At 38.5% G+C, this 24415-nt stretch carries 23 protein-coding genes and 1 pseudogene; 6 read left to right on the forward strand and 18 right to left on the reverse strand.

The window, feature by feature from the left end; translation table 11 throughout:
* Window positions 1–2583, reverse strand: a 2583-nt coding sequence (locus RFW85_RS00030; protein WP_309170987.1) for a hypothetical protein, incomplete at its 3' end; no start/stop codon positions are given.
* A 273-nt stretch (window positions 2584–2856) separates the two neighbouring features.
* Between RFW85_RS00030 and RFW85_RS00035 the strand changes: the two genes are divergently transcribed.
* The 3 genes and pseudogenes from RFW85_RS00035 to RFW85_RS00045 all read left to right on the forward strand — a co-directional run bounded on the left by RFW85_RS00035 (window position 2857) and on the right by RFW85_RS00045 (window position 5184).
* Window positions 2857–3309 carry a PAAR domain-containing protein gene (locus tag RFW85_RS00035; protein ID WP_139162220.1) on the forward strand — a complete coding sequence of 151 codons (453 nt, stop codon included), beginning with the start codon at window positions 2857–2859 and terminating at the stop codon, window positions 3307–3309.
* A pseudogene (locus RFW85_RS00040) lies at window positions 3302–3610 on the forward strand (PAAR domain-containing protein); the annotation flags it as partial. The gene RFW85_RS00035 and the pseudogene RFW85_RS00040, both read left to right, overlap by 8 nt.
* A gap of 1139 nt (window positions 3611–4749) precedes the next feature.
* Complete coding sequence (locus RFW85_RS00045) at window positions 4750–5184, forward strand: hypothetical protein (RefSeq protein WP_020753019.1); 435 nt, start codon at window positions 4750–4752, stop codon at window positions 5182–5184.
* A 189-nt stretch (window positions 5185–5373) separates the two neighbouring features.
* Here RFW85_RS00045 and RFW85_RS00050 read toward each other — a convergent pair whose 3' ends face one another.
* From RFW85_RS00050 to paaA, 13 genes are all read right to left on the reverse strand, one after another.
* On the reverse strand, window positions 5374–5757 hold the full coding sequence (locus RFW85_RS00050) for a PaaI family thioesterase (protein ID WP_309170988.1): 384 nt from the start codon (window positions 5755–5757) through the stop codon (window positions 5374–5376).
* Between the two features lie 77 nt (window positions 5758–5834).
* Window positions 5835–6440: a DapH/DapD/GlmU-related protein gene (locus tag RFW85_RS00055; RefSeq protein WP_309170989.1), complete on the reverse strand. Its 606-nt coding sequence runs from the start codon at window positions 6438–6440 to the stop codon at window positions 5835–5837.
* The gene (paaX, locus tag RFW85_RS00060) at window positions 6427–7392 is read right to left on the reverse strand and encodes a phenylacetic acid degradation operon negative regulatory protein PaaX (protein ID WP_000062822.1); all 966 of its coding nucleotides are present in this window, start codon (window positions 7390–7392) and stop codon (window positions 6427–6429) included. Before paaX ends, RFW85_RS00055 begins: the two co-directional genes overlap by 14 nt.
* Before the next feature lie 53 nt (window positions 7393–7445).
* Window positions 7446–8735 (reverse strand): phenylacetate--CoA ligase PaaK, encoded by a 1290-nt coding sequence (paaK, locus tag RFW85_RS00065; RefSeq protein ID WP_167563799.1) that lies wholly within the window; start codon window positions 8733–8735, stop codon window positions 7446–7448.
* A gap of 40 nt (window positions 8736–8775) precedes the next feature.
* Window positions 8776–9984, reverse strand: coding sequence for a 3-oxoadipyl-CoA thiolase (gene pcaF, locus RFW85_RS00070; RefSeq protein WP_309170990.1), 1209 nt, complete (start codon window positions 9982–9984; stop codon window positions 8776–8778).
* A gap of 12 nt (window positions 9985–9996) precedes the next feature.
* Window positions 9997–11535, reverse strand: coding sequence for a 3-hydroxyacyl-CoA dehydrogenase (locus RFW85_RS00075; protein WP_309170991.1), 1539 nt, complete (start codon window positions 11533–11535; stop codon window positions 9997–9999).
* Between the two features lie 2 nt (window positions 11536–11537).
* On the reverse strand, window positions 11538–12329 hold the full coding sequence (gene paaG, locus RFW85_RS00080; RefSeq protein WP_000386291.1) for a 2-(1,2-epoxy-1,2-dihydrophenyl)acetyl-CoA isomerase PaaG: 792 nt from the start codon (window positions 12327–12329) through the stop codon (window positions 11538–11540).
* Window positions 12329–13102, reverse strand: a complete 774-nt coding sequence (locus RFW85_RS00085; protein WP_309170993.1) for an enoyl-CoA hydratase-related protein — start codon at window positions 13100–13102, stop codon at window positions 12329–12331. The genes paaG and RFW85_RS00085 overlap by 1 nt, the downstream gene beginning before the upstream one ends.
* Before the next feature lie 8 nt (window positions 13103–13110).
* A complete protein-coding gene (paaE, locus tag RFW85_RS00090; RefSeq protein ID WP_309170994.1) occupies window positions 13111–14172 on the reverse strand; it encodes a 1,2-phenylacetyl-CoA epoxidase subunit PaaE in 1062 nt (353 codons plus the stop codon).
* 23 nt (window positions 14173–14195) lie between these two features.
* Window positions 14196–14696 (reverse strand): 1,2-phenylacetyl-CoA epoxidase subunit PaaD, encoded by a 501-nt coding sequence (gene paaD / locus RFW85_RS00095; protein WP_309170995.1) that lies wholly within the window; start codon window positions 14694–14696, stop codon window positions 14196–14198.
* Window positions 14697–14712: 16 nt separating this feature from the next.
* Entirely contained in the window at window positions 14713–15468 is a 756-nt protein-coding gene (gene paaC / locus RFW85_RS00100; protein ID WP_309170996.1) for a 1,2-phenylacetyl-CoA epoxidase subunit PaaC, read from the reverse strand.
* Between the two features lie 12 nt (window positions 15469–15480).
* A complete protein-coding gene (gene paaB, locus RFW85_RS00105) occupies window positions 15481–15771 on the reverse strand; it encodes a 1,2-phenylacetyl-CoA epoxidase subunit PaaB (protein ID WP_004642197.1) in 291 nt (96 codons plus the stop codon).
* Window positions 15772–15803: 32 nt separating this feature from the next.
* Complete coding sequence (gene paaA, locus RFW85_RS00110; protein ID WP_039765472.1) at window positions 15804–16742, reverse strand: 1,2-phenylacetyl-CoA epoxidase subunit PaaA; 939 nt, start codon at window positions 16740–16742, stop codon at window positions 15804–15806.
* Between the two features lie 265 nt (window positions 16743–17007).
* Between paaA and paaZ the strand changes: the two genes are divergently transcribed.
* A complete protein-coding gene (gene paaZ / locus RFW85_RS00115; RefSeq protein WP_309170997.1) occupies window positions 17008–19110 on the forward strand; it encodes a phenylacetic acid degradation bifunctional protein PaaZ in 2103 nt (700 codons plus the stop codon).
* A gap of 43 nt (window positions 19111–19153) precedes the next feature.
* Here paaZ and RFW85_RS00120 read toward each other — a convergent pair whose 3' ends face one another.
* Complete coding sequence (locus RFW85_RS00120) at window positions 19154–20533, reverse strand: L-serine ammonia-lyase (protein WP_309170998.1); 1380 nt, start codon at window positions 20531–20533, stop codon at window positions 19154–19156.
* A 413-nt stretch (window positions 20534–20946) separates the two neighbouring features.
* Here RFW85_RS00120 and RFW85_RS00125 point away from each other — a divergent pair, with 413 nt between their 5' ends.
* Window positions 20947–21570 carry a hypothetical protein gene (locus RFW85_RS00125; RefSeq protein ID WP_309171071.1) on the forward strand — a complete coding sequence of 208 codons (624 nt, stop codon included), beginning with the start codon at window positions 20947–20949 and terminating at the stop codon, window positions 21568–21570.
* A gap of 71 nt (window positions 21571–21641) precedes the next feature.
* Here the strand turns inward: RFW85_RS00125 and RFW85_RS00130 are convergent, their stop codons facing one another.
* The 3 genes from RFW85_RS00130 to RFW85_RS00140 all read right to left on the reverse strand — a co-directional run bounded on the left by RFW85_RS00130 (window position 21642) and on the right by RFW85_RS00140 (window position 23200).
* Window positions 21642–22076 (reverse strand): I78 family peptidase inhibitor, encoded by a 435-nt coding sequence (locus tag RFW85_RS00130; RefSeq protein WP_309170999.1) that lies wholly within the window; start codon window positions 22074–22076, stop codon window positions 21642–21644.
* Window positions 22077–22239: 163 nt separating this feature from the next.
* Window positions 22240–22704 (reverse strand): redox-sensitive transcriptional activator SoxR, encoded by a 465-nt coding sequence (gene soxR, locus RFW85_RS00135; RefSeq protein WP_309171000.1) that lies wholly within the window; start codon window positions 22702–22704, stop codon window positions 22240–22242.
* A 202-nt stretch (window positions 22705–22906) separates the two neighbouring features.
* Window positions 22907–23200 carry a hypothetical protein gene (locus RFW85_RS00140; protein WP_309171001.1) on the reverse strand — a complete coding sequence of 98 codons (294 nt, stop codon included), beginning with the start codon at window positions 23198–23200 and terminating at the stop codon, window positions 22907–22909.
* Window positions 23201–23654: 454 nt separating this feature from the next.
* Between RFW85_RS00140 and RFW85_RS00145 the strand changes: the two genes are divergently transcribed.
* Complete coding sequence (locus tag RFW85_RS00145) at window positions 23655–24314, forward strand: epoxyqueuosine reductase QueH (protein WP_309171002.1); 660 nt, start codon at window positions 23655–23657, stop codon at window positions 24312–24314.
* Window positions 24315–24415 lie beyond the last annotated feature (101 nt).

Genomic DNA, 24415 nt, shown 5'->3' on the forward strand with positions numbered 1-24415 from the left:
ATTATTTTGGCTAGGATCACGGTTCTTACATAACTTTGGTACATGTATTCCAACTAAAGCTAAACTTGTTAATTGATCTATATAGCTCAATCTTCTAGGATTAACTTTAGATACAAAAACATCTTGTGCCATTAACTCATCAAATTCTGCTTCTATTGTTGAAGACACTTGTAGTAAAACACCAAGGATTTTTTTCCTACCCCTTTTATTTTGGTAATCATCCTTTAAAGGCTCTAACAACCAAAAAGATAATAAACCAACGACTCTAGATTCTATCGGAAGATCATCGTTAATGTTTATAACACCGCACCATTCATTAATTAACTCAATAATATGATTATGAATAGAATTGCTTAATTCATCTCTAAATTCATATATAAAATTAAATAGGGCTCCCCATCCTTTTCCATAAGGCACTAGAGATAGGGTCTCGAGTATTCCTGAGTTCTTATCTAATGTGAGTGTATTAGTAAAATGTGAATTGGGTCTTTGACAAGTGATTCTTAAAATGAAACAAAAACGAATCAATAATGCGCAATCATTTTTAAGAAGGTTATCCTTCATTGACTGTAAAAAAATATTTGGAGACTCATGCTGTAAAATTGCAGCAATCGTTTCATCTTTCCAAAAATTTTCGATATTTTCAGCGCTTAATACATTCTCAACAAAATCATAAGTAGATACATCAAATTGCAATCGGCGGTATAACCACAATCTAAAAGCTCTATTTATCGCTGGCTCATTACCTATAGTAGATAAAAATTCATCTAAATTATCTATGTTATATGTATATTTCTCTTCAATAAATTCCTCTAATGCCCAATCCTCTAGCACATCATGGGGTAAGCTGATAGTTGAATTATTTGGATCTCGATAAATTAAGTTATCTTCTTCTAATTTTGAGATTACTTCTGGATCAAATGGATCTGGAGAGATACCAAACACCATTTTTTTTGCTCGCTGTGTAGCAATTTCAATAAAAGTTTTTCTACGTCTTAACGGCATACCAGATTTTCGGTCTTGATCTTTAGCAATAACTGAAGACCAAACATTCCTTCTAAAATCAATTTCAGTATCACCTGTTTCAAATTGTGCTCCATTAGCTATCGCGCGAACAGCAATATCAATAAAAAATGGTATCCGAAGAATACCAACCAATCCTTCATTTGATATTAATATCTTAAGCTCAGGGACATGTTCACAAACTTGTTGTACTTGTTCTTCAGAAAAACCTTCTATGTTTACACTAGTAAAATTGATCTGATTTTGTTGCAGAAAATTAAAAGAAAGCTGTTGAAATGCATAATCACGCCCCGTCGCAATGACGGTCCATCCTTCCTGTTGTCGGATAAACTGAAGTAAATCAATAAATGCTTCTTGATGGTCAAGTTCTAAAACTTTTTCTACAGACTCAATAACTAGAATTTTCTTAGGAAGCAAAGAAAAATATCCCGCAATTTGACCTAAGGTTGAACTCATGCCAATAGATGAGAAAACGTCATTAAGATGAGTTCGGTCTAAGTCTTCAGCTCTAAGATAAAAAACAGGGACATCCTTATTTTTGCTTGAAATAAAATCTTTTACTATGCTTGATTTCCCAGCCCCCCTAGATCCTGTTACAAATACGAAATCACTTGTATCATAAGCTTCAGAAATTTTTAATAAATAATCGTCTCGACTAACATGAAAACCTTTAATTTCAGTAGAAATACCATCATGAATGTGGTGTCCACGCTCTTGCAGTTTCAGAAAATCCATTTCAAAATTAACTTTACTATTAACTTGAAATAAGCCTCTAACCTCCTGAGGGATATTTTCAAGCGTTAGTATTCCTGCATTTTGATTATATTCCTGAACGCACGTAATGACTTTAGATAATACAAGTGAAGGAGATTCGTTAGAATAAGATTGAATTAAGGAACACAATAAATTAGCTACTACAGAATGTTTAGCATCTAAATCAAAAGAAACTAGATAAAAAGTGCGAAGAAACTTCCAAAATTCATCATCAGTTATTGCATGACCACCATTAGCATGATCTAACTGCTTTCTTAGAGCCTCTAACTTATTCAACTTGGCTATACTAGTAAATCCTTTAGTATTTGATTTTTTAATAAAGTCTGAGGCACTTGATGAATACCTAGCCCATTCTAAGAGTGGAAGCGTATTAACTATATCTAACTTAGGAAGCTGGCCTGTAATCAAAGCAATTGCATCATTTTTTCTATCAAAAGAATCACTCTGAAAGTCTTCCCATGCACTCTTGATGACATCTGAAAAAATTGAACTCTTTTCATCACTTCCAATGGAGTCACTTATTGTTATTTCATGCTTAATCTGAGCGTATAATTTACTTTTATTACCAAATTTATCTGATGCGACTAAAACAAAATCATCAGTATTTGAACCATCATATTTATTTTGGAATTTTAGTTCTTTAGCTCTCATAGTTTGAGATAAACATGGAACACAAGATTGGGTTAATAATGCAATAGTAAATGATGCTTGAACTCTAGTTTCAAAATTAACACCTCCTCCGCCTGTAGAAAATGGATTACTTTGTTTCTTTAAATTTAGACTCATTTCTTTGCTCTTTAGAGATGTGTTTTATATAAAAAATTTATACTTCACGAATAACTTTTGTTACAAGTGCAATTTATTTAGATAAATACAAGTTTAGAAATTTTATATTCTATTCATATATCGTTATAGAAAGTAATAAAAATATCCTAAACAAGAATACTTTAGCATTTTTTAATGATATGAACTATTTGAAACCATACAAAAATAGACAGATCTGTATATTTTTATTTGTTATTATTCAATCTACTCATGAAAATAACAAGGGCTTATAGTTTGGCTACACCAAAGTTTTTAAATGAATTACCTGTAGAGCAATTATTCAAATTATCTGAAGAAGAGATTACTCAAACTATTGAGGCAGAGCAGCTTTATTATCACCACAAACCACATACTGTGTATTATCTTGCTGTGAATGGTTCAAAAACGCGAAATGGTGGCTTGGTTAGAGCTTTAAATGCTAACTATAAAATTGGTGGTATTACTGTTGCCTCTATAGGCGATGAAGCTATATATACCGATGGAACCACTTCTAAAATTATTTCAGGTGCTGGTGTTTCCTGCATTGTTAATGGAAAGTCAGTAGCCTTGGTAGGAAGCCGCTTGGAAAATGGCGATGAAATTATTGATAGTCCAAATACTTCAGTTGCTATCCGAATTTTTCAAGATCAACCAATTCCTAAAAACTTTTTAAACCATGATGACTCTCGAGGATTCAAACATGGCTAAAGGTTTTGCTATTCACAATGCTATTACTGATCATGGTGGAATTATTCCATCAACTCAATCTAGAAGTTCACAGCTAGGTAATTTATTCGTTAGAGCTGGCGATGGGCATATGTGCCCTAAATGTAAGTGTTGGTCTACAGTGGTTAAAAGTCATGATCATGTGATTATGGATGGCAAACCAGTAGCTTATGCTGGAGATAAGGTAACATGCGGTGCCACGATTCTGCCACAACAAAGCCATGTTGTTGGGGAAAGTGGTGGTGGAAGCTCAAGTACCACAAATTCTAGTTTTCAGCCTACCAATACCCAACAGAAAAACAATTTTATGGATGATGCAATAAAGAAAAATGAAATTGTTTTAAAAGATGTAATGCTTAAACCATTTATACCTTTAGGAGCACCTAAGCCAGATGGTTCCCCAAGTAATAGCACTTTAGTTTTCTCTGGTTCAACTGTTAATGCAATATTTGAGGCTATCGTTTTAGAAGTTAAAAAAGATGGAAAATTTATAGAAGTAAAAAGAATCGAGGGTGCATTTCAAGGCACTAAAGAATTTAAAATCCAATGGGATGGATTCATTCAGGACATATATGATAGTAAATTTATGACAGGCTCAAATGGTGTCATGTTTAGAGTTAAAGGTATTAATGGTGGTAGTGCTATAGCCTTAGATGAAAAAACTTTTAATTTTAAATATTTTAATAAAGACTGGATGGATGTTGTAATTAATAGAAAAAAATTAAAAGTAGATATTACCCTTAGAGTTAATTTTGTGGATGGTGGTGCTAAAGGTCTTTATAACGGACACTTGGTCCCAGCAAGTCAAATAAAAATACGTCGAGTGCAACCTTATTCAACACAAACTAAGGATTTTCCACAACTTCTACAATTATCAATTGATGGAATTAATTATTATTGGAGTCGAAATCAATTCCATGCAACGGGTAAAAATATTTCTTTAGATGGCAAAAACTATGAAGTTTTTGTAAAAGCAAAAATCTCTAAAGTAAATGCTATGCCAGAAATGAAATTAACATATGTCACCAATGTTGATCCAAATGACCCAATGTTTAGAAGTTCAAATTCAGCCCTATCAAGAAAAACAGCATATATAACTGGATATTTATATTTTGATAGAACAACGTGGGGATTCTATCCAGAAACGGTATCGGACAAATCATTTAAAGAAACAATAGCTCATGAAACAGGCCATGCTATTGTAGAAGCTTATGGAGGAGTCATGGATTCTATAACGCATCATGGTTCATCAGAGATTTGGCAAGTTCCAAAATCTGGGACAAGCTATCCTACATCAGGAGAAATAGATTTGATGAAATATGCCAAAGGTAATTTAACAGCAATTCCAAATTGGGATAAAAATATGGTTGCAAATAAAAAAGATGTAACTGGGCTTTTATTTATTTCAGGAATCTCAAAACAATGAAAAAAATAATAACACTGCTACTCTTTTTTTGTATGACAGTAACTCTTTCAGCTTGCTCGCAGAAAGAAATTTATCTTACTCCAGAAGTGACAGGCTATATTTATAATAATGCTACGAAAGAACCTTTAAGACAACAAAAAGGCTTTATTGGATTCAATGGCTTAACTCCAAATGATGCTCCCGAGCTTGTTTTAAATAAAGATGGTAGTTTCACATTAAAACCTATTGCAAAAAAATATTACCTTTTTAAACCAGACATGCATGAGTACTCTAACATGGCTGCTTTAATTTATATTAGTTTTGATGGGTTTAAGGTAAAGGATATAGATTATTCTGAGGAGAAATATAAAAGAATAAAAGCTGATGAAGGTGAATTCAGACCTTATAAAAAAGTTAATTTAGGTGTTGTTTATCTAGACCCTGAAAAATAAAGCCCCTTCACGACTCATTATTTATAAAAGGTGAGTAGCTAATGTAGTCTAACTAAAGCACACCCTTTTCAATAAACCAAAGCTAAGTACGATAACTATGACTTAGCTTTGGAACATAACCAGCCTATTCAACGCTTTTATTAATTTAAATAATTTCTGCTCTGAGTCTCCTCGCCCCATAAATACATATCACGGTGCAAGTCTGTAACAGGTAGATGTAAATAAAGCGACTCTATTATTCAAACCGTCTGTTATCACAACTTCATAATGCGCGAATTTTTTACTACTGCCGACCTTAGTTGCCCTTGCAAATAACACCTTATCTTTCGCACCGCTCATATAGCGAATATCAGCCTGTAGGCCAGTATATGGCGCATCCCCTGCATTACAAGCCATCGCAAAAGCGATATCGGCTAAAGAAAATATGACCCCACCATGCACACCGCCCAATGCATTCATGTGTTCGTCTTTTACATTAAACTTGCAACGCGCTTCGTCAAAACTGCGATGCAGCACTTGAACACCCAATAGCTCTGCGAATTGATCAACCGCAGTGGTTTCCATTTTTTGCACAAACGTCTCCCTACTCGTGCGAGTATTCCTTAAGTGTTATGAACTAATGTGTATTGAAATCGACTGATTAAAAGCCGTTAAACACTATCTTGTTTAATCTGATAGTTTGAAGAACTAAAGTCCTTATAGGTCAGGCGGTCATCCAACTCTGAGCTTAAAGGCTGAACTTCTCGCATTGTATTTAAGCAGCGCTGTGCAAGCTCCATGTATTCTTGCGTGCCTCTAGTTTTCCACTTTTTTTCTTGTTCTGATAAATCACGCGCAACCTTGGCAGGACTACCCATTGCCAATACATTTGCCGGAATAATATCTTTGGTTTTGACCAAACTATTTGCGCCAATAATGGTGTTCTCACCAATTTCAGCATAGTCCAAAATCACACTGTTCATGCCGACCAAAACATTTTTACCAATGCGGCAGCCATGTAAAGTTGTGCCATGCCCAATGTGCCCCATTTCCTCAACTAAAGTCACGCTTTGCGGAAAACCATGTACGGTGCAGCTATCTTGTATATTGGCATTTTGCTTAATATGGATACGGCCAAAATCGGCACGCAATGAAGCAAATGGCCCCACATATACGCCCGCTTCAATAATCACATCACCAATTAAAACAGCAGTTGGGTGTACAAAAGCTTCTGGGCTAACGACTGGAATAACACCGTCAATACTATAACAAGGCATGATTTAACCTCTCATTTGTCGCCACCAAACCTCCGAAACGGCGCCAATAATGTGCTGTGGCATTTGGCATTGGTCCTTCTGCTGTTGCGGCAACAGACAAGAAGTATTCATCCGCAGGTTCAAATACTTTTTTATAAATATTCATTGATAACGTTCGTGCGCTAATCGCGGGCCAGTCAGTTGGCAACAACTCAAGCGGTAATGCAGGGTCTTTCAATAAAATCCGTCGATAATAATGAATCAGCAAAGTTCGAATTTGAAAGGCCTGAACAGGTTCAAGTTGTTCGTTTTCCTGCATCAGCAACACGCCAATTTCTCGAAAAATATCGAGAAACTGTAGGTATCTTTGGCGTAATTCATCGATTGGCCAGTTAGTTCTGAGCATACGACCAATGGTATCGACCGAATTATTAAAGAGCTGCAAGGTTTCGGCTTTAAACACCACCACTTGCTCACTCATATTTAAATCAACCAACAAACGTTGCAGTTCAATACGGTTACAACCCGGATAAGCCATTAGGTTTGTCGAAATATTGGCAAATCCTAACCATTCGAGTTCTTTCTTTAACAACGCTTTATTTTCAGTGTCGAGGCTAGACATCAGAATAAGATCCCAATAATGGTCCCACTCTTTCATCTGGTCGTTATAAATACGTTGCTCGGCTTGCAAATAGGTCGAACGGCTCGAATCGGTAATTCGATAAAAACTGGTTCTGCCGATTTTGTCTGAACATAACCAATCATTTTTAACTAAACGAAAAACAGAGGTTCTTACAGCGCGGTCATTAAAACCAAATAGCTCTAATAACTGAATCAGGCTTGCAAGACTAATGTTTCCACCCCGATGAAGTACTGAATCTCCAAAAATTGTCGAAATAAGCGAAGTTCCACTTAAGGTTTCATTCTTTACAACAGAATCAATTATTTGCTGTATTTTTGCACTCATACTCATGTCTTGGCGTTTAGTTTCAGGGTATAGATTCTATACCCTGAATGATCTTGATGTTAAGCAATCTGACGCATATCGATTACCCGCTTTGCCTTACCTTCCGAACGAGGTAAGGTCGCTTCTGTAACAACTTCTACAGTAACGCTAATCCCAATCATGGTTTTAATGCGTTTCATCAACTCTTGAGCAAGTTGATTGGCCTGTATAGTACAGTTATGACACATCTCTGTACGAATATGCAAAGTATCCATATGGCCTTTTTTAGTCACCAAAATTTCATAATTTGGAACTAAATGTGGAACTTGCAAAATTTGCTCTTCAATTTGAGTCGGGAAAACATTTACACCGCGAATAATCAGCATGTCGTCACTTCGGCCCACAATTTTATCCATTTTACGCATTGCCAGATTTTCTCCCGCTAACAAACGAGTCAAATCACGGGTACGGTAACGAATAATCGGTAAACCTTCTTTGGTAATGGTCGTAAAGACTAACTCGCCAAGTTCGCCATCTTTGCAGACTTCACCCGTTTCAGGGTTAATAATTTCTGGATAGAAATGATCTTCCCAAATAGTTAGCCCTTCACCCTCACCTAAGCACTGCATCGCAACACCCGGCCCCATGACCTCAGACAAACCATAAATATCGAGTGCTTTAATATTGAGGCGCTCTTCAATTTCACGGCGCAGTTCGTTGGTCCAAGGCTCGGCACCAAAAATACCGACTTTTAAAGACGTATTACGTGCAGTACCAAATTGTTGCTCGAGCTTTTCAATAATACTCACGCAATAGGAAGGCGTAACCATAATTGCAGTCGGTTTAAAGTCTTGAATAAGCTGAACTTGCTTTTCAGTTTGCCCACCAGACATTGGAATAACCGTTGCACCTAAACGCTCGGCACCATAATGCGCACCTAAACCACCAGTAAACAGTCCATAGCCATAAGCCACCTGAACCATGTCTTTCGCGGTTAAACCTGCCATGCGTAAGCAACGAGCAACAATGTCTGACCACGTATTAATATCTTTTTGGGTATAACCCACGACGGTCGGTTTACCCGTTGTACCCGATGACGCATGTAAACGCACAATTTGCTCTTGTGGTACGGCAAACATTCCAAACGGATAGTTGTCTCTTAAATCCTGTTTGGTGGTAAATGGAAACTTCGCCAGATCGTCTAAAGTTACGAAGTCATCAGGATGTACACCTGCGTCATCGAACTTTTTCTTATAGACCGGACTATTTTCATATACAAAAGTCAGGGTTTGTTTTAACCGTTTCGTTTGCAGCTCTCTAAGCTCTGCAAGTGTTAATTGCTCAACATTATCCATTGTAAGGCTGTCCATCGCCTCTCTCCTCATTATGTAATTTTAAAAACCGTCTGAATTAATTTAAGTTTTCCAAAATCAGTGCGACGCCTTGTCCAACACCTACACACATTGTGCAAAGTGCATAACGCCCACCTCGTTTTTTTAGCTCACGTGTTGCCGTAATCACTAAACGTGTACCACTCATACCGAGCGGATGGCCTAACGCAATAGCACCACCATTTGGGTTAACACGTTCATCGTCATCTTTTAGACCAAGTTCACGCATACAAGCCAAAGATTGGGCCGCGAATGCTTCATTCAACTCAATCACATCCATCTGATCTAGCGTTAAACCTGTTTGCTTTAAAATTTTCTGCACAGCCGGAACAGGACCTATACCCATATATTTGGGTTCAACCCCTGCACTTGCAATGCCTATCACGCGTGCTAAAGGTTTTAAACCATGTGTATCTGCAAATTCACGGTTGGTAATTAACACACACGCAGCGCCGTCATTTACACCAGAGGCATTTCCGGCAGTCACCGAGCCACCTTCTTTTTTAAATGGCGCTTTTAGCTTAGCGAGTGCTTCAAGTGTCGTTTCACGCGGATGTTCATCACGGCTAACAACGGTCACGTTTTTCTTACGGTCTACAATCTCGACAGGCAAAATCTCATCGTTAAAGAAACCGTTTTGCTGTGCCACAGCGGTTTTTTGCTGGCTACGCAAAGCAAATGCATCTTGGTCTTCACGACTAATCTGATATTTTTCAGCTACATTTTCGGCTGTTTCGGGCATGCTGTCAGTGCCGTATTGCGCTTTAAGTTGCTTATTTACAAAGCGCCAGCCAATGGTGGTGTCGTAAATTTCAGGTGTACGGCTAAACGCTTCGGTCGGTTTAGCTTGCACAAATGGCGCACGGCTCATTGACTCAACACCACCTGCCAACATAAATTGTGCTTCACCAGCTTTAATTGAGCGTGCCGCAAGCCCTACTGCATCTAAACCAGAGGCGCACAAACGATTGACCGTCATAGCGGGTACAGTATCAGGTAGGCCTGCTAACAGTGTTGCCATACGTGCAACGTTACGGTTGTCTTCACCTGCTTGGTTCGCACATCCTAAAAACACTTCGTCTACCGTATTCCACGGCAAGTTCGGGTGTTTATCTTTTAAATATTTGATTGGCAATGCAGCTAAATCATCTGCACGTACAGCACTTAAGGCACCTGCATATCGTCCAATTGGGGTACGAATAAAATCGCAAATTAAAACGTCTTCCATGTTGACTCCTGATTATGCAAATTCGGTCATATCACGTGAATATTGAGTAGCAATGTTTTGGGTTTTCGCTACATATTGCTTGAGGTAGATACTCGCGCGATATTTTTCCTCTCCATACAGTGCATATAAGTTATTTAAGGTTTGGAGCACATAAGCGCCGCCCATTTGTGTCAACCACTGGTAAGGGCCTTTAGGATAATTCACTCCATATTTCATGGCATTATCAATATCTTCCAGACTCGCAACACCATGTAAACTTGCTTCACACGCTTCATTAATGAGTAAAGCGATGGTTCGTAAGGTTAACAATGCCGGATGGTCTTTAATCCACATCACGCTGATACCAAACTGCGCAAAGTAAGCCTCAACTTTAGCCAAATCACTTGCTTCACAAAGCTCGTTATGACTGAGTACTAAAGCCTCTGCGTGCTCAAAATCATGATGCCAATCCATTAAAACTACTTTACGGCTTAGGTAATGAATATTGGCTGACTCCCCTTGGCTTAAACGTAAGTCGATATCATCAATTTGAAGGATATTCTCGTCACTCACAGATCCACTTTTTAAACCTAAACGCGTTAAAAAAGCAGGTAGCTGAGACCAAGTCCCTTTTAGCTGAATATGAGCATCAACTGGCGTAGCAACCACAGCTTGAGGCTGAAATGTCTCGTACTGATTTTTTTCGTTATAACTATAGAAACCCTGTTTTGATTTACGGCCCCAAGCACCCGCATCGACCAATTCTTTTTGAATGAGACTTGGACGGTAGCGTGGTTCGTAAAAAAACTCTTGGTAAACGCTTTGGGTCACCGAGAAGTTAACATCTTGCCCAATGAGGTCGGTAAGTTCACACGGCCCCATCGCAAAACCGCCGCATTGCTTCAAGGCATAATCTAACTGGTCGTAGCTGGTAACTTGTTCTTGCAGTGCTCTAAAGCCTTCTGCATAAAACGGACGTGCAATTCGGTTGACAATAAACCCGGGAGTCGACTTGGTGAGTACCGGAATTTTTTTCCAATTCAACATCAAGTTTTTTAAAGCCAAACATAAGCTGTTAGGTGTTTTTAAGCCTTGCACAATTTCAACCAGTTTCATGACTGGCGCAGGGTTAAAAAAGTGTAAACCCACTACGCGCTCAGGGTGAGTAATGCCCGCCGAAATTGCAGTCACTGAAATTGAAGATGTATTGCTTGCAAAAATGGTTTGCGCACTACAAATTTCAGCGAGTTGCTTAAATAAAGACTGTTTAACTTCTTTCTTCTCAACAACAGCTTCAATCACCAAGTCAGCATCTCTTAAAGCTTCAATTTGATTCACCACAGTTAAACGCGCTAAAGCTTCATCCGCTTGCTGTTGTGTGAGCTTGCTCTTTTCAACCAGTTTTTTAAACGTCTGTCCCAAGCCGTGAGCGGCTTGTTGCGCTTTTTGAGCATCCAGATCATATAAAACGGTCGAGTGCCCATTAACGATGGCTAACTGAGCAATGCCAATGCCCATGGTGCCAGACCCAATAACGGCAATTCGGGCACGAGATAAGTCTAAATCTGTCATGCTTAGCGCCCTTTAAAATTTGGTTCACGTTTATTCATAAAGGCTTGTACCCCTTCACGATAATCCTCGGAACGACCCGCAATACGTTGTAAATCTCGCTCTAAAAGCATTTGCTCATCAAAGGTGTTATTGCTTGATTGATGAATGGCTTTTTTAATGAGAGATAAACCAAATGTAGGCTGTTTCGCTAAACGTTCTGCGAGTTCAGTCACTTTTGTTTTAAGCTCGGCGTCCTCAACTACATCCCAAATCATGCCCCATTCTTTTGCGGTTTCTGCTGGTAACTTGTCACCTAGCAAAGCCAATCCCATCGCACGTGCATGGCCTACGGCACGTGGTAAAAACCATGTACCAGCCGAGTCTGGAACCAAACCTAAGCGGCAAAATGCTTGTACAAAGTTTGCCGATTTAGCTGCAATCACCAAGTCACACGCCAGTGCAATATTTGCCCCTGCACCTGCTGCCACGCCATTTACGGCACAAATCACAGGCTTTGGCATATTTACAATCGTTTTAATGAGCGGGTTATAGTAAGTTTCAATGGAATATCCTAAATCTGGAGCTTCAGCATTTGGGTCTACTACACGATCACCTAAATCTTGCCCTGCACAGAAGCCACGGCCTTCACCACTAATTACGACGCAACGAACATCCGGATTTTTGGTCCACAGGTTTAAAACCTCAGCAACTTCACGGTGCATATCAACGTTAAAGCTATTCAGTGCTTTTGGGCGGTTAAATGTCAGGTAGCCAACACCATTTTTTTCTTCAGCAATAATATTTTGATAGTCCATCACTCACCTCTAAACACTGGCTTTCTTTTCTCAAAGAAAGCATTAATCCCTTCGTTTCGATCTTTTGTAGCCGCCAGCCAGACAAAGTTTTGACGTTCAAACTTGAGTCCCTGACTTAATGTTGTTTCATGAATACTTTTAATTGATTGTTTAATCACGCGAATCGCTAAAGGCGCTTGTTTGGCAATTTTGGCTGCAAGTTGAACCGCATATTCAACGGTTAATTCAGTTGGCACCACTTGACTGCAAATGCCATGTTGCTCTGCCTGTTTTGCCGGAATCATCTCACCTGTCATCGCCCAGCGCATGGTGAGTTGTTGTCCAACCAAGCGTGCTAAACGCTGTGTTCCGCCTGCACCCGGCAACATCCCAAGGCCAATTTCAGGTAGTGCAAAACGGGCATTTTCACCGCAAATCACCATATCTGAATGCAAAACCAACTCAAACCCAGCGCCTAAGGCATAACCATTGACAGCACTAATCAGTGGCTTACTAAACGCATCAATTTTTTGCCAAAGTTTCGGGCGAATATCGAGTTGTAAAGTCACGGCGTCCATTGCAGCCAATTCGCTAAGATCTGCTCCAGCCGCAAAACACTGAGCGTTACCCGTTAAAACCACTGCTTTAACTTGAGCATTATGTTCAGCTTTTTCGAGCAACTCGCATAAACACTGCAATGTTGCATTGTTTAAAGCATTTCTTTTTTCTGGACGGTTTAGGGTTAATAACAAAACACCGTCAGCAGCTGTACTGGCTTTGATCAACTCTTGCATGACAGCCTCTACTCATCAAAACTCAAACGTACATTTGGGCCTTTCGGTAAGGTCTGACAGCTCAGCACATAGCCCTTTTCAACTTCGTCTTCTTCAAGACTATAGTTAAGGAACATGTCAACTTCGCCAGAAAGTACCTTACAACGACAGGTTGCACACACCCCACCTTTACAGGCATACGGTAAGTCAGCACCCGCACGTAAAGCTGCGTCAAGAATACTTTCATCATCTTGAGCCACAGAAACAATCAATTCACGACCATCTAAAATGATGTTTACTTTTTCTTCTTTACGGTTTGCATCCGCTTCAACACTACGTTTACGCGCTTGGCCTGTATGGAAACGTTCGGTGTGAATGCGTTCTTTGGCAATACCAAAGTTCGGTAAAGTATTTTCTACGGCATTCATCATTTCGTCTGGACCACAGGCAAACACATGGTCAAAACTTGTTTCAAGCACATCAAAATTAAAAAGTTGTTTAAGCTTTTCTTCATCAATACGACCGTTCATCAGTTCACTATCGTTGAACTCACGAGAAAAAATATTGATGAGTTGAAAGCGTTCTTTAAACTGATCTTTCAAATCCATAATTTGCTCGGCAAACATGGTTTGTTTCCATGAGCGATTGCCATAGAGCAAGGTAAATTTAGCTTCAGGTTGTTCAAACAAAACTTGCTTAACAATCGATAAAATCGGAGTAATACCACTCCCCGCAGCAACACCTAAATAGTTTTGTCCGCCAATCTTGGCTGCTTTTTGAAAAAACACACCTTGTGGTGGCATGACTTCAAGCACATCGCCCACTTTCAAATGGTCATTTGCCCAGTTTGAAAATTGCCCTTGATCAATTTTTTTAACAGCAATGCTGATGTCTTCTTTACCCGCATAGCTACAAATTGAATAACAACGGCGAATTTCACCCGCTTCGGTTAAATGGCGAATGGTTAAATGTTGCCCCGGTTGAAATTGAAATTGTTCTTGTTGTTCAGGTACAACGTCAAATGCAATACAAATTGCCTGATCGGTTTGCGGTGTAATACTTTTTACTTTTAATGGTACAAATTGGCTCATGGCTGATTTCCTTATCTAAAGACTTAAATACATTTGAAGTAATCAAAAGGCTCAAGACAGTCCTGACATTTATAAAGTGCTTTACAGGCGGTAGAACTAAACTCTGTTAACAGTCGGGTATGTCGGCTTTTACAACGTGGGCACTCGACACCATCATTTAAATGAACGTGAGTACCACATTGATGCGCCAACCCTTCAGGTGGTGCAATGCCATAAACTTGCAGTTTCTTTTTCCCTGCTTCAGACATCCAGTCCGTGGTCCATGCTTCTGATAAATCGACCATGACTTTGACTGGTGTCAAAGCTTCTGCGGTAAATGCCTCAACAATTTGTGCTTTCAACATATCTGTTGCTGGGCAACCGCTATATGTTGGCGTTAGACGAACTACAATTTCTTGTTGATCGTTAATCTCTACACCGCGAATCATGCCCAAATCCACAACAGATAAAACCGGAATTTCAGGGTCACTTACCGTTTGTAGAACGTCCCAACATTGGTCGATGCAATGACGAATCATTTGCATGGCTCACCTCCTTGTCTTACCAGGTCATTCCCGGATAAGTTCTCTGAATACATTGCATTTCAGCCAACAAATAACCTAAATGCTCAGTATGCAATCCTTGTTTCGCACCGCGGCGATAAGCACCGTTAACAGTAACATTTAATTCAAAACGCTTAAGCTCATCTGCAATGGTTTGGTTCCATTGCTCTTTTTCATTTGAAAAATCTGGAATCACGCCTTGTACGACTAATGCTTGTTCGTCTGCATTGAGTTCAAATAACTCAGCGGTAAAGCGCCATAAATTATTTAATCCGTCTTGTACACGTTGATGCGCTTCATCTGTGCTTAAACTTAAACGCTCCATCCAGCTTGTCGAAAAACGGATGTGATACTTCACTTCTTTTAACGATTTCACAGCAAGCGCACTTAATTCAGGAAGCGAGCTTTGGGTTAAAGCAGTAAATAAATGAAAATGGTAATGATCCATCAACCACTGGCGTACAATTGTTTGTGCAAAATCACCATTGGGTTGTTCGCATAACAATAGGTTTAGAAACTCACGCTCAGTACGGAAATACGCAAGCTGGTCTTCATCACGCTTAGCTTCATCGTATTGACCAGCCAAAGTCAGAAAGTTTCTTGCCTGACCCAACAAGTCCAAGCCGATATTTGCTAAGGCAATATCAACTTCAAGCTCAGGTGCATGCCCGCACCATTCAGCCAAACGCTGAGATAAAACCAGTTGACTGTCGCCAATATGTAATAAAAATTTAGATAAAACTGAATGATTCATTTGCCATTCCCCTTACATGTGCTCAATGCCATCTGGGATATGGTAAAAAGTCGGATGACGATAAACCTTGTCTAGAGCAGGATCGAAAAATTCAGCTTTTTCATCTGGCTGTGAAGACTTAATGAGTTCAGAACGAATCACCCAAATGCTAATTCCTTCATTACGACGTGTGTAAACATCACGAGCATGTTGCAGTGCGATTTCATCATCAGGTGCTCTTAAGCTGCCTACATGACGGTGGCTTAAGCCTTGTTTACTACGTACAAATACTTCGTAGAGCGACCAGTTGTTTTTATCTTCCATTTTGATTTCCTCAAATTTTTCCATAAATCTTGTTAAGCCACTTTGTTCGCTTCAAACTGCTGTTTTTTCGCGTAGACCACTGCTGCATCACGAACCCATTTGCCGTTTTCCCATGCTTTACGGCGTGCTTCAATACGCTCGTGATTACATGGTCCACGTCCAGCAATTACTTCATTAAATTCGTGCCAGTCAATCTCGCCAAACTCATAGTGGCCTGTTTCTTCATTGAACTTTAAATCTGGGTCCGGTACTTCCAAGCCAAGTTGCAACACTTGTGGCACGGTGTTATCAACAAACTTTTGACGTAATTCATCGTTACTAAAGCGTTTGATTTTCCATGCCATGCTTTGTGCGCTGTTTGGAGAATGCTCATCACTTGGACCAAACATCATCAGTGCTGGCCACCAATAGCGATTTACCGCATCTTGTGCCATCTGTTTTTGTTCTGGCGTACCGTTTGCCAAAGCCATCATGGCTTCAAAACCTTGGCGTTGGTGGAAACTTTCTTCTTTACAAATACGTACCATTGCACGTGCATATGGCCCATATGAAGTACGGCAAAGCGCAACTTGGTTCACAATGGCTGCCCCATCGACAAGCCAACCAATTGCAGCGACATCTGCCCAAGTCAAAGTTGGATAGTTAAAAATTGATGAGTATTTCATTTTTCCATCAATCAACTTTTCCATCATGTCATCACGGTCTGCACCTAAAGTTTCTGCCGCGCTATACAGATATAAACCATGACCCGCTTCATCTTGTACTTTCGCGAGCAAAACTGCTTTACGTTTTAAAGTTGGGGCACGAGTAATCCAGTTTCCTTCAGGCAACATACCTACAATTTCAGAATGGCCATGTTGCCCGATTTGACGAATCAATGTTTTGCGGTAGGCATCGGGCATTTGATCCTTAGCCTCGATCGTAATTTCATTGGCAATATTTTGTTCAAATTTCTGGTAATTGTTTTCCATTCTTTCATTCCCTGTAGGCATCACCCTTGAATCTATTTTTCGATACACTAAAAACAAAGTCAATCACTTTTTTAGTATCAAATTAAATCCAACAAATAAATAAGAATTAAATATTTGAAATTAATAAATATTAATTAAAAATAAAAAATATTTTTACGTTTTAAAATCAAAATAAAGTTGACTTTTAGACAAATTAATCTGAAATTATGAATCATATTTTTGCAATTTTTATAATTGATGTATCAAATAAAAAAGGAGTTTGGTCATGCTTGAACAAGCACACCTAGAAGGAACCTCAACTGACACAGATTTTCAGCAGTCTGAGCATCAACTGCCTCATCTTGCTTCTTATGTCTATGGAACATGGCATTCGACCAGTGAAGAACTGCGCCCTGTTTATCATGCTATTACAGGTGAAGCGATTTATGCCGTAAGTAGTCATGGCATAGATATGAAACGTGTTGTTCAATATGCCAAACAAAATGGTTCAGAACTGGCTAACTGGACGTTTCATCAACGCGCTAATGCTTTAAAACAAATTGCCCAATATTTACTTGAACGTAAGGAAGAGTTTTACAAACTTGCTTATGCAACAGGTGCAACTCGTAAAGATGCATGGATTGATATTGAAGGCGGTATCCAGACATTATTTGCTTATTCAAGTTTGGTTCGCCGTGAACTTAATGACGAAAAAATTATTACCGAAGATAGCTGGATTCAATTATCTAAAAATGGAACTTTCGGTGCTAAGCACATTTTAAGTCCTAAAGCAGGTGTTGCCGTTCACATCAACGCATTTAACTTCCCAATTTGGGGAATGCTTGAAAAGATTGCACCGACGTTACTTGCTGGTGTGCCATGTATTGTTAAGCCTGCAACCGACGGTGCCCAATTAACTCAAGTAGTTGTAAAAGCCATTGAAGAAGCACACGTGCTACCGAAAGGTTCGCTACAACTCATTTGCGGTCAGACTTATGACCTGTTAGAACAGTTAGGCCCACAAGACTGCGTGACTTTTACAGGTTCTGCCTACACAGGCCAAAAACTACGTAACCACCCTCACCTCAATAAATATTCGATTCCATTTAGTATGGAAGCCGACTCAGTAAACAGTGCAATTTTAAGCCCTGAGGCAAATGAAGAAACTGTCGATTTATTTGTGCGTGAAGTCTTCCGTGAAATGACCACCAAAGCAGGACAAAAATGTACTGCTATTCGTCGTGCATTTGTTCCTGAAAACTTGTTAGCAACTGCGCAAGAAAAGCTAACTGCCAAACTTGCTAAAGTTGTGGTGGGTGACCCTCAAAAAGAAGAAACCACCATGGGTGCTTTAGCTAGTATTAAACAAAAACATGACGTTGCAGAAAAGGTTGTCGAACTCAGCAAAGATGCAAAAATTGTTTTTGGTGGCAACGATAGTTTTACATTTAATGCAGATCATCCTGAAAAAGGTGCTTTTTTCGCTCCAACTTTATTGGTGTGCGAACAGCCTTTACAAGCGACGAATGTTCATACCACAGAAGCGTTCGGTCCTGTATGTACACTCATGCAATATCAAAACATTGAAGAACTAGCTGACCTTGTTTCACGTGGTGAAGGTAGCTTAGTGGCTTCTGTCGTTAAAAATAACGATGAGAATATTGAACAGATTATTCAAAAAATTGCGCCTTGGCATGGACGTGTGCATGTACTCGATGCAGAGTCAGCAAAAGAAAGTACAGGTCATGGTTCACCACTTCCACATTTAGTACACGGCGGCCCTGGCCGTGCAGGTGGCGGTGAAGAGTTAGGTGGTATTCGCGCGGTTAAACATTATATGCAGCGCACTGCAATTCAAGGCTCTCCAAACAGTCTGACCCAAATTACCCACTCATGGACTGCTGGCTCAAAAGTTAATGAAGACCGCGTACATCCATTTAAAAAGTCTTTTGATGAGTTAGTGATTGGTGAACGTTTATTAACAGCGCGCCGTACAGTCACCGAAGCAGATATTGTTAATTTCGCGTGTTTAAGCGGTGACTACTTCTATGCACATACTGACAAAATCGCAGCGGCCGAGTCTTTCTTTGGTGAACGTGTGGCACACGGCTACTTCATTGTGTCTGCCGCAGCAGGTCTATTTGTAGATGCAGCACAAGGCCCTGTGATTGCCAATTATGGTATGGACAACTTACGCTTTGTTGAACCGGTTAAAATTGGTGACTCAATCCAAGTTGAACTCACCTGTAAACAAAAAACACCTAAACCACAAAAAGACCCATCTCAACCTGCGCATGGCGTTGTGGTATGGGATATTAAAGTCAAAAACCAACGTGGTGAACTTGTCGCAACCTACGACATTTTAACCTTAGTTGCTCGCGAGGCTTAATGGTTAAAATGAGATGGGGTCACCTCGTCCCCATCTCATTTTTTTAACACTCAATTGCGTTAACAGCAAGGCCACCTTTTGAAGTCTCTTTATATTTCTCAGACATATCTCTGCCTGTTTCTTTCATGGTCTGAATCACTTTATCTAATGTCACAAAATGCTCGCCTTCATCATGAAGCGCCATTTGGGCTGCATTAATGGCTTTTACGGCTGCAATTGCATTTCGTTCAATGCAAGGCACCTGAACCAAACCACCAATCGGGTCACACGTTAAACCTAAATTATGTTCAAGCCCAATTTCAGCCGCATGTTCCACTTGCTCAGGTGAGGCACCTAAAATTTCGGCTAAACCCGCCGAAGCCATCGCACACGCCGAGCCGACTTCGCCCTGACACCCTACTTCTGCACCAGAAATAGAAGCATTGAGTTTACATAAAATGCCGACGGCTGCCGCACTTAGAAAAAAGCGAACCACTTTGTCTTCTGAAAAGTCTTTAGAGAAAGTCACGTAGTAATATAAAACTGCCGGAATAATTCCTGCAGCCCCATTTGTAGGTGCCGTCACTACTCGACCGCCAGCAGCATTTTCTTCATTTACCGCTAAGGCAAATAAATTAACCCATTCCATGGCATGAAAGGTCGTCACAATCAGGTTTGAGTTTTTCTTATTTAATAACTTATCGTGAATTTTTTTAGCCCGACGTTTTACGTTTAATCCGCCTGGTAATATTCCTTCATTAATTAATCCGTTGTGAATGCACTGCTGCATCACTTTCCAGATTTCCATAATCTTGCTACGAATCTCAGCTTCACTTCGCCAGCTTTTTTCATTTTCAAGCATTAACTCGCTCACAGATAAATGATGAGTCTTACATAAGCTTAAAAGTTCAGCCGCACTGTGAAATGGATATGGAACCTTAACGTCGTTGGTTGCAGTTTGGGTGTGTGTTAATTGTCTTTGACTGACAATGAAACCGCCACCGATTGAATAATACGTTTCCGCATATAAAATTTCTTGAGCCTCGTTATAGGCAATCAACTCCATTGCATTGGGGTGATAAGGCAAAGATTCATCTAAAAAAAGCACATCATGCTTATAGTCAAAAGAAATAGTCTTTTGCTGATCGAGTTGGATCGTTTTATTTTCAAGAACATCCTCAATCAAGCTTGTGCTTACTTGGGTATCGATATGTTCAGGGTCAAAACCCATTAAACCTAACAGAACAGCTTTATCTGTCGCATGACCAACACCAGTTGCCGATAGCGAACCGTATAACTTCACCTGAACTCTAACCGTTGCTTGTAAATCGTTTTGCTTCAATAAATCTTCCACAAAACTGTATGCCGCACGCATGGGTCCAACTGTATGGGAGCTAGATGGGCCGATGCCAATTTTAAAAAGATCAAATACACTAATAAACACGTGGTCCTACCTTCGATTCATTATTATTCGTATGTTCGTCATTATTGTGTCCTTTCGGATAGCTCTAAAATTATCATTAAGCCAAGTACAAATCACGAATAACTCTTCGGTAGTAGCACAAAAAGACAACGGTTGAACAATCACTATAAAAGCCCCCCTTTATTAAAACAGCTACACGAAGTTGTACAAATAAACAACTACAAATATTAGCCATTAGTCGCACCTCCCTATTTTTATTCATTTTTGCTGGTAAAGTGCTCTACATGGTTTGATACAACCTACTTAACTCAGATGCATAATTCACCTGTTCTTGCATCTGATGTTTTTCTGCCTCTAGTCCGCTAGGGGCTTTTTTTATTATTGATTTAAATACTGATATATTAAATTTCTAGACATAATTAAAGACAAGAAAAATTGATCGAGTTTTCAAATTAAGTATTTTAAGTTGTCCGGTTTTATTGTTAAGTGGTTGTATTGGTTGTTATAACCCGACAGGCTGTAACCGTGATGATTCGCCTTATTTCTATACAACACAGATCACTCAAGTCAAAGGTGTAGCAGTTCCTGTTGGAACAAAACTGGTTTATAAATCTCAAAAGTCCAAACAGAAAGATGAGCAAACTGCACCACTTAAAGAAGAACATATAACAGGAATAAAACTACCAAAAGATACCGCTATACTTTGGGGAGGAATGCCTACCAATCATCTCCTTCAGTTTGCTAATTCCGAAATGCAAGGATTTACAGTCTACCGAGCACAAGAAGCTCCGGCTGTATATTCCAATCAATTTTTAAAACTCTGGAAAGAATGTGATAGTGATTTAGATATCTCGATCAAGAATAAAAATGATTGGAGCTTTAATCCTGCAAATATGAAAATCATTGGATGTGGAATTAACTATCAAGAAAGAGCATCATACAACACCGACAATCCAGGCCAAGACAAAGTGGATCTTTTTCTCATCAAAATTAATCAAGCTTTACAGCTGCTGCCACAACAAAAAGAGTATCCCGTTATCCATTATTCCGAAAATTAAAATAGAAAAAGCCCACATTTCGGCAGGCTCTTTTCTTTAAAATTTGATTTACCAAACTTTAATTACACACATTAACCACAGGTTGCTTGAGTAATTTTCTTAGAAGCAGGATCAATAGTAACTGTAACTCGGTTTGTACGATAATCCATAGTCATTGGTTGACCTGGAGCCACTTTACGCACAATTTCTGATTTAGTTTTTTGTTTAATTTGATCATCAGTAAGGCCTGATTGACCGACTAATTTTTGAGCTTCTTCTGCTACACAGTTCGCTTGGTTATCACGGAATAATTTCCATTCTTCCACGACTTGGCCATTTGGTAGATGACAATACCCAACCTGACCATTTGCTTCATTTCTGATTTCTAATTTCCCACCTTGTTCAACACAATATTGACTAGCTGGATTTGGTGAACCAATTTTTGGTGGAGTTGGATCTTTATGTTGTACAGATGAACAAGCCGTTATCGAAACAAGCGCTAAACCAAGAAAGATAATTTTTTTCATAAATTTTTTGCTTCTTAATAAAAAACTAAAGATATCAAAAAAATTCATGTTCCATGTGACATGTTTACAATAAAAAACTCACTTAGAAGTTCTATTAACTATATATCTAATTTATTGGAATTTAAGATATTCCCTCCTAAAAATAATTATTGAAATATTGCAATTAAGGCCTTTCCAAAATTCGTGGCCCAGATCCCTCTTGCCCCAAAACATCTTCTGGATTTCTTAAAGGGCATTGCTCTAGTGATAAGCAACCACAACCAATACACCAGTCCATTTCATCACGAAGTCTGGTTAATTTTTGAATACGATCATCGAGATCTTTTCGCCAATGGCTTGATAACTCTTTCCACTGTTTAGCTGTTAATTTGCTTCCTATAGGATATGCGCTAAGAGCCTCTTTAATTTCATTTAAAGGAATTCCTACTCTTTGAGCAACTTTAATAATCGCAATATATCTTAAAACGATTAAGGGAAAACGGCGTTGATTACCATTGGTTCTTATACTTTTTATAAGCCCTTTAGCTTCATAAAAATGCAAGGTAGAGACAGAAACTCCACTTCTTTTGGCAACTTCCCCCACAGTCAAAACTCGACTAGGATCAGCTTTTTTATTTTCACTAATCATGATTAACCTCAACTTTACTCAAGGTTTATAAGAGAGCCTATTGTTTTTGTCAAATGAAAATCCAAACACCTTAACTGCTAAAAGCCACTTTTATGAGCTTATCGCTCTTAACTTTTCTATAAAAGCTGTGAAAATAAATTTGATACGATTATTAATTCAATTAAATTTATAAAATGAGCTGCTGACATTTAAATTTAAGAAATTAATTTTGTAAGGTACATGGGCACCCGCAAATCCAAAACATGTTGTAAACGAAAGGCATTGGTGCTCCTAATGGATAAACCTTAGCTTGTTCGATCTTATAAGTTTTTTTACGTGACTCAATGTGAAGTATATGATCGTAGCGAGCAACTACAATTCCCTTTTTATATAATTTTTTCCGTTCATTCTTTGCATCAAATTTATATACCAAAAAGTAAACTCTTTCTCCTACGCTGATCTTTGTATGATTAACCATAATGTAACCATTACAATACTTACATTGCCAATCTTTCATATCTTAAATAATCACACACTTAAATTTAAAAACTCACCGAATTTTATAGTATAGATTTATTAAAGCTACAAATCTAAAGAAATATTTTAATTGAAAAAATAAGGTTTATTTGTGACAGACATCACAATAAAAACGTAAAGATTTCAAATTATATCTAGAAACATCAATAACTTACCTAGCTATTTTTTAATATTATTATTTTAAAAAATATTAAATTTATCCATATTTTATATTACTATATAGTATTTCGGTTAATAAATTTAAAAGCGCCTATACAAATAATTTTAATATTTAATAATCTAATTATTTCATTATATTCAACTAAACCACAAATAAATTAATAAATAAATTTTAAGATATTTAAATTAATTTCATGTTTAATTGAAAATAATTCAGTTCACATTATACAAAACAAAAATATATAATCATTAGAATTGCAATTTAATTTTTTATTATGTCAACTCAACGTTTAAAATTAGAACTCCCATCTGGACATGATCAATTATTACTTCATTCTTGTTGTGCTCCTTGTTCAGGAGAAGTTATGGAAGCATTAATTGATTCTGGAATTAAATTTTCGATATTTTTTTATAATCCTAATATTCATCCGGTAAAAGAATATCTCATCCGTAAGGAAGAAAATATTCGTTTTGCAGAAAAGTATAATATTCCATTTATCGATGCAGATTATGATACGGATAATTGGTTTGCTCGAGCTAAAGGTATGGAAGATGAACCAGAACGCGGCATTCGTTGTACCATGTGTTTCGATATGCGTTTCGAGCGAACTGCCCTTTATGCACATGAACACGGCTTTAGTCTCATCAGTAGTTCGTTAGGAATTTCTCGTTGGAAAAATATGGCTCAAATTAATGATTGTGGAATTCGGGCAGCATCCAATTATCCAGATATTCAATATTGGGATTATAACTGGCGAAAAAATGGTGGCTCTAGTCGAATGATTGAAATCAGTAAGCGAGAGGAATTCTACCAACAGGAATATTGTGGCTGTGTATATTCTTTACGTGATACCAATCGCTGGCGTATGAGTAATGGTCGAGACCGAATTAAACTAGGTGTTAAGTTTTATAGTAATGCCATGGAAGAAGATTAAATCTTATTCTCCTTAAAAAATTAATTCATTCTAAGCTATATTTATTCCTAATAAAAAAAGGCCACATCTGGAGAATGTGGCCAAAAGGTGTACTGTACTGA

Origin of the sequence: Acinetobacter sp. 12966, from assembly GCF_031196995.1 — a bacterium.
GTDB lineage: Bacteria > Pseudomonadota > Gammaproteobacteria > Pseudomonadales > Moraxellaceae > Acinetobacter > Acinetobacter geminorum.